Here is a 6,968-nt window from a genome sequence, read left to right on the forward strand (position 1 = left end):
GGCCGCGCCGAATGGTTGAACGGGCGTTAAGGATACTGTCTCGCCGGGGAGGCGCAATACGCAATCGCGACCATACTTGCCTACGGCTCCTGAAGCGTTCCCCTGTTCAATAACAAGAAGAGACCGACTGATGAAGTACGAACCTTTTGCCAAATCGCTGATAGCGACCTCATTGGCACTCAGCTGCCTGATGGCCCACGCCGCCTCCGTAGCCCCGGTCGCGGCCGAAAACGGCATGGTGGTCACTGCCCAGCATCTGGCCAGCCATGTGGGTGTGGACGTGCTCAAGAGCGGCGGCAACGCCGTCGACGCCGCCGTGGCGGTGGGGTACGCGCTGGCGGTGGTCTATCCCGCCGCCGGTAACCTGGGCGGTGGCGGTTTCATGACCATCCAACTGGCCGACGGACGCAAGACCTTCCTCGATTTCCGCGAAAAGGCCCCGCTGGCCGCCACCGCCGATATGTACCTCGACAAAGAGGGCAACGTTGTCCCGGACCTGAGTACCCGCGGCCATCTGGCCGTCGGCGTGCCCGGCACCGTGTCCGGGATGGAACTGGCCCTGAGCAAATACGGCACCAAGCCACGCAAGGAAGTGATTGCCCCGGCGATCAAACTGGCCGAAGACGGCTTCGTGCTGGAACAGGGTGACGTCGATTTGCTGGACTACGCCACCGACGTGTTCAAGAAGGACATGAAGGATTCCGGTTCGATTTTTCTGAGCAACGGCGAGCCGATGCAGGTCGGACAGAAGCTGGTGCAGAAAGACCTCGGCAAAACCCTGCGGACCATTTCCGAGAAGGGCGCCGACGGCTTCTATAAGGGCTGGGTCGCCGACGCCATCGTCACCTCCAGCCAGGCCAACAAGGGCATCATCACCCAGGCCGACCTGGACAAATACAAGACCCGCGAACTGGCGCCGATCGAGTGCGACTACCGTGGCTACCACGTGGTCTCGGCCCCGCCTCCGAGCTCCGGTGGCGTGGTGATCTGCCAGATCATGAACATCCTCGAAGGTTATCCGATGAAGGATCTGGGCTATCACTCGGCCCAGGGTATGCACTATCAGATCGAAGCGATGCGCCACGCGTACGTGGACCGCAACAGCTACCTCGGCGACCCGGACTTCGTGAAGAACCCGATTGCCCACCTGCTGGACAAGAACTACGCGACCAAACTGCGTGAAGCCATCAATCCGCAAAAGGCCGGTGTGTCCCGCGAGCTCAAGCCTGGGGTCGCGCCCCATGAAGGCAACAACACCACCCATTACTCCATCGTCGACAAATGGGGCAACGCAGTGTCGGTGACCTACACCCTCAACGACTGGTTCGGTGCCGGGGTCATGGCCAGTAAAACCGGGGTCATTCTCAACGACGAAATGGACGACTTCACCTCGAAGATCGGTGTGCCGAACATGTATGGCCTGGTCCAGGGTGAAGCCAACGCCATCGCCCCTGGCAAGGCGCCGCTGTCATCCATGAGCCCGACCATCGTCACCAAGGACGGCAAAGTGGTGATGGTGGTCGGCACGCCCGGCGGCAGTCGCATCATCACCGCGACCCTGCTGACCATGCTCAACGTCATCGACTACGGCATGAACATCCAGGAAGCGGTCGATGCACCACGTTTCCACCAGCAATGGCTGCCGGAGGAAACCAACCTCGAAGCCTTCACCACCAGCCCGGACACCGTGAAGATCCTCGAAAGCTGGGGCCACAAGTTTGCCGGGCCACAGGACGCCAACCACCTGGCGGCGATTCTTGTCGGCGCGCCGTCCCTGGACGGCAAACCGGTAGGCAAGAACCGCTTCTACGGCGCCAACGATCCACGGCGTAACACCGGGTTGTCGCTGGGTTATTGAGTCTTGTGTTTGGACGGGGACGGACTTATGTTCGTCCCTGTTCCACTGACTTCTCAAGGAAGGAACCATGACTACCGCATTGTTAATCATCGACGTCCAGCAGGCCTTGTGCTCCGGCGAGTATGAGTGCTTTCAGATCAAGCGAGTCATCGACAGCATCAACGGCCTCAGTGCCAAGGCCCGAAACAAAGGGCTCCCCGTGGTGTTGATCCAGCATGAAGAAAAGGGCAGCCCCCTGGCGCATAACGCCGAAGGCTGGCAACTCGCCGAAGGGTTGCAAACCGCGCCCCAGGACCTGCGCGTACGCAAGACCACTCCGGATTCGTTCTACCAGACCCACTTGCATGACCAGTTGCAGGAGCTGGACGTCAGCCGCCTGATCATCTGTGGTCTGCAAACCGATTATTGCGTCAACGCCACCGTGCGCCAGGCATTGAAACTGGGTTACGACGTCGTGCTCGCGGCCGACGCCCACTCCACCGTCGACAACGGCAATATGGCCGCTGAAGACATCATCGCCGAACACAACAAGGATCTGGCGCACCTGACCAGCGCCGTTGCCCGGATCGACGTCGTCCCGGCCAACGATATCCGACCCTGAAACCACCACATTCTCTTTGGGAGCGAGCTTGACTGGCCGAATAACTCCGGCCCCCTTTTGAGCGCGCCACGACATCTCGCCCCTGGCTGTCGCGACCGAGCAGCGTTCAAACGCCTGAATCGGTTCCCGCTTCAACGTCCGGGCAGGTTCAAGCCGACGCGTAATTGCTCGTATTGCTCCTCGGGCATTTGAATCAGCAGGGGCGCCTGGCTTGGGTCGAGCCAACTGAACAGCCGAGAGATATCGGCTTGATCCATGGCAGTGCAGCCCTGCGTCGGCGAGGCAGGGCTGCGCCAGATGTGGAAGAAAATGCACGAACCCGCAGCCGGGGCGGCCGGTGTGTTGTGTTCGATGACGATGCCTTTTCGGTACAGCTCATCCATGCTGCGCATGTGCTCGGAGCTGGACCAGTCCTTCGGTGTGGTCGAACCGTCGACGATCTGGTTGTAGCGATGGGAGTGGCTGTCATCCACGCATTCTGTGGTGGCGGTCAGCGCGAGGTAAGGCAGCCGGGTTTCAGCCGTGGTGTCGTAGCCAAACGCGGTCCCCAGCTTGAATATCCCGGCCGGCGCTTTTCCATCGCCTTCCTGTTTGATGGGCCCGTCGCGCCGATCAATGGGGCCCAGGCCCTTGCCCCAGGCCAACCCGTTTTTGCCCAGCACCACATCAAACGCTGCCTGGTATTTGCGAAAGCGGTTGCCCTGTCGCTCATAACGCTGCGCGGTCGCGTGGGTGTCGGTCCATTTTTGGCTGGTGACCACAATCAGTTGATTGCTGGTCTTGAGAACGTCCCCCAGCGCAAGCGGCGTAATGGGGAAATCCATGACGTCTTTCAGCGTCGCATCGCCGCTGTAGGTGAAGTGCCACCACTCGGCCGAGTAGCCGCTGAAGCCTTCTTTCTCCATGGCGCGGGTGAGTCGTTGGCGATTGGCCTTGGCCGTGGCGCTGATCTGCGTTGAGTCGGTGTGCGCGCGTTCATCGAAGCAGTCGAAACCGGTGCCCATGTCCACGGCGCCGTCGTGCCAGCGCTGGTCGTACGGTGCCGTGCAATCGACCGCAGTGGCAGTGGGCGTCCAGGTGTCGTCGGGCAGGGCGTCCGGGCCGGTCATGGTCAGATCGACGGTGCTGCCCCTGGAGTGATTGGACACCCGGGCCACATAGCCCAGGCGCCAGAAGTCCTGCTTGTCCACCCGTGGGTAGAACTCGGCTTTACGCGGGTCCCCCGGCTCGGTGGCGAAGCGCCCCATGTCGGCGACCGCGCGGCTGGGTCGATAGCAGTCAAATACCTTCAAACCGTAGCCTTGCGCCTGCAAGGCCGCTTGCACCCGGGACAGGGCCTTGGCGGCATTCACCGACAGCAGGCACTCCGGCGCCGCATAACCGTCGAGCGGGTGCCCGGTGAAGTTGTGGGCGCTGGCGTAGCGGATGTCCTGCGCGATGCCCGGATCGATCGTGCGCAGGTACACCATGTGTTCGGGCCTCTCCGCCTCGCCGGCGCTGGCTATGTGTGGCAGGCCAAGGCTTAAAAGCAGGAGCAACGTTCGAACGGCAAAGGGCATCGGGCTGGGCCTCCGAAATGCATGGCAAGTCAGCCCATCATGGCGTGAATCCCGCCGCACCTCCATGCAGTTGTTGATCGGCATGATAGGACGAACGCACCAGCGGCCCGGAGGCGACGTTCTTGAAGCCCATCCGCGCGCCTTCCTCGGCGAACCAGGCAAACACGTCCGGGTGGACGAAACGCTGCACCGGCAGGTGGCTGCGCGAGGGCTGCAGGTACTGGCCGAGGGTGAGCATGTCGATATCGTGCTCGCGCATGCGCTGCATGACCGCGATGACTTCCGCGTCGGTTTCGCCCAGGCCCAGCATCAGCCCGGACTTGGTCGGTACGTGCGGCACCCGATGCTTGAAGTTTTGCAGCAGGTCCAGCGACCACTCGAAATCCGAGCCCGGCCGCGCGGCTTTGTACAGACGCGGAACGGTCTCCAGATTGTGGTTGAAAACATCGGGCGGCTCGCTGGCGGTGATCGCCAGGGCCACGTCCATGCGCCCGCGATAGTCCGGCACCAGGGTTTCCAGTTGTATGCCCGGCGACCGTTTGCGGATCTCCCGCAGGCAATCGACAAAGTGCTGGGCGCCGCCGTCGCGCAGGTCATCGCGGTCCACCGAGGTGATCACCACGTACTTGAGGCGCAACTCGGCGATGGCCACCGCCAGGTTGGTCGGTTCATCGACGTCCAGCGGTTTCGGCCGACCGTGGCCCACGTCGCAGAACGGACAGCGGCGGGTGCAGATGTCGCCCATGATCATGAAGGTCGCGGTGCCGCCGGAAAAACACTCGCCCAGGTTCGGGCACGAGGCTTCTTCACAGACACTGTGCAGCTTGTGTTTGCGCAGCAATTGCTTGATGCGCTCGACCTCGGGAGAGATCGGCATGCGTACGCGGATCCAGTCCGGTTTACGCGGGAATTCATCGGTGGGGATGATCTTGACCGGAATCCGCGCGACTTTATCCGCACCGCGCAACTTGGTACCGACTTCCACCTTGGCCGGGCTTTTGCCGGGCGATTCCACGGGTGTGTTCATATATTTTTCCAAGGTCTGTCAGACAAGAACCGGACCTGTAGGAGCGAGCCTGCTCGCGATGGTCGCTAACGATAACGCGGGCTTGCTGACGAAAACGCATCAGCTTTACGTCCATCGCGAGCAGGCTCGCTCCTACAGGGTTTTGTGTCGGGCGATCAGTCGCGATACACCGGGAAATCGCTGCACATCGCCGCCGCCTGCCGCGCCACCTGGGCTTCGACATCGGCATCGCCGAGGTGGTCGAGGATGTCGCAGATCCAGCCCGCCAGCTCGATGCTCTGGGCTTCCTTGAAACCACGGCTGGTGATGGCCGGGGTGCCAATGCGCAATCCGGACGTCACGAACGGCGATTGCGGATCGTTGGGCACGGCGTTCTTGTTCACGGTGATGCCGGCACGGCCGAGGGCGGCGTCGGCGTCTTTGCCGGTCAGGCCCTGGCGGATCAGGCTGACCAGGAACAGGTGGTTGTCAGTCCCGCCGGACACCACGTCATAGCCACGCTTGATAAAAACTTGCGCCATGGCCTGGGCGTTGCGGATCACTTGTGCCTGATAAGTTTTGAAGGCGGGCTCCAGCGCTTCCTTGAAACACACGGCCTTGGCGGCGATCACGTGCATCAACGGCCCGCCCTGACCACCTGGGAACACGGCGGCGTTGAATTTTTTCTCCAGTTCCGCATTGGCCCTGGCCAGAATCAGACCGCCACGGGGGCCGCGCAGGGTCTTGTGGGTGGTGGTCGTCACCACGTCGGCAAACGGGATCGGGTTCGGATACAGACCGGTGGCCACCAGCCCGGCGACGTGGGCCATGTCGACGAACAGGTAGGCACCCACCTTGTCGGCGATCTCACGGAAACGCGGGAAGTCCAGGGTCTTGGAGTAGGCGGAGAACCCGGCAATGATCATCTTCGGCTGGTGCTCGACGGCCAGACGCTCGACTTCGTCGTAATCGATCAGGCCGGTGGCGGTGTCGATGCCGTACTGCACGGCGTTGTACAGCTTGCCGGAAAAACTGACCTTGGCGCCGTGGGTCAGGTGCCCGCCATGGGCCAGACTCATGCCCAGCACGGTGTCGCCGGGCTGTAGCAAGGCCAGATAAACCGCCGCGTTGGCCTGGCTGCCGGAGTGCGGCTGGACGTTGGCGTAATCGGCGCCAAAGAGTTTTTTCGCGCGATCGATTGCCAGTTGTTCGACCACGTCCACATGCTCGCAGCCACCGTAGTAACGCTTGCCCGGATAACCTTCGGCGTACTTGTTGGTCAGGCCGCTGCCTTGCGCCTCCATCACCCGCTGACTGGTGTAGTTTTCCGAGGCGATCAATTCGATGTGGTGTTCCTGCCGCGCATCCTCGGCGTTCATCGCCGCCAGCAGTTCGTCGTCGTAGCCTTTGATCTGGTCGTGTTTGCTGAACATGGTGAAGTCCTCTGTGGTTCTCGAAATAGGGTCCACCTGTAGGAGCGAGCTTGCTCGCGATGATCGTGAGGCTGACGCGTTTTCGTCAGGAAGCCCGCGTTATCGTTAGCGACCATCGCGAGCAAGCTCGCTCCTACAGGGTTATGTTTTGTGGTCAGGCGTACTCGGCAATCGACAGGCAGGCACAGATCAGGTTGCGGTCGCCGAACACGTTGTCGACCCGGCCTACGGGCGGCCAGTACTTGGCGTCGATCAAGGTGTCCAGTGGATAAACCGCCTGCTCCCGGCTATACGGATGCGGCCACTCACCGACCAGTTCCGCCGCCGTGTGCGGGGCGTTTTTCAGCGGGTTGTCGTCCTTGTCCAGGGTGCCGTTTTCCACCGCGCGGATTTCTTCGCGGATGCGGATCATGGCGTCGCAGAAGCGGTCCAGCTCTTCCTTGGATTCGCTTTCGGTCGGCTCGATCATCAGCGTGCCGGCCACCGGGAAGGACATGGTCGGGGCGTGGAA

General features: G+C 61.9%; 5 protein-coding genes and 1 pseudogene. 2 read left to right on the plus strand and 4 right to left on the minus strand.

Going from position 1 to position 6,968, the window contains the following annotated elements; translation table 11 throughout:
• Positions 1–130 precede the first annotated feature (130 nt).
• Positions 131–1,858 (plus strand): gamma-glutamyltransferase, encoded by a 1,728-nt coding sequence (gene ggt, locus AC1Q6D_RS18845; RefSeq protein ID WP_103405079.1) that lies wholly within the window; start codon positions 131–133, stop codon positions 1,856–1,858.
• Positions 1,859–1,925: 67 nt separating this feature from the next.
• Entirely contained in the window at positions 1,926–2,459 is a 534-nt protein-coding gene (locus AC1Q6D_RS18850) for a cysteine hydrolase family protein (protein WP_103405080.1), read from the plus strand.
• Between the two features lie 131 nt (positions 2,460–2,590).
• Here AC1Q6D_RS18850 and AC1Q6D_RS18855 read toward each other — a convergent pair whose 3' ends face one another.
• The 4 genes and pseudogenes from AC1Q6D_RS18855 to AC1Q6D_RS18870 all read right to left on the minus strand — a co-directional run.
• Positions 2,591–4,018, minus strand: coding sequence for a M15 family metallopeptidase (locus tag AC1Q6D_RS18855; RefSeq protein WP_103405081.1), 1,428 nt, complete (start codon positions 4,016–4,018; stop codon positions 2,591–2,593).
• Positions 4,019–4,055: 37 nt separating this feature from the next.
• Positions 4,056–5,045 (minus strand): lipoyl synthase, encoded by a 990-nt coding sequence (gene lipA / locus AC1Q6D_RS18860; protein ID WP_103405082.1) that lies wholly within the window; start codon positions 5,043–5,045, stop codon positions 4,056–4,058.
• Positions 5,046–5,200: 155 nt separating this feature from the next.
• A complete protein-coding gene (glyA, locus tag AC1Q6D_RS18865; protein WP_103405083.1) occupies positions 5,201–6,457 on the minus strand; it encodes a serine hydroxymethyltransferase in 1,257 nt (418 codons plus the stop codon).
• 154 nt (positions 6,458–6,611) lie between these two features.
• Positions 6,612–6,968, minus strand: a pseudogene (locus AC1Q6D_RS18870) (glycine dehydrogenase (aminomethyl-transferring)); the annotation flags it as partial.

Source organism: Pseudomonas sp. MT92 (assembly GCF_058792515.1).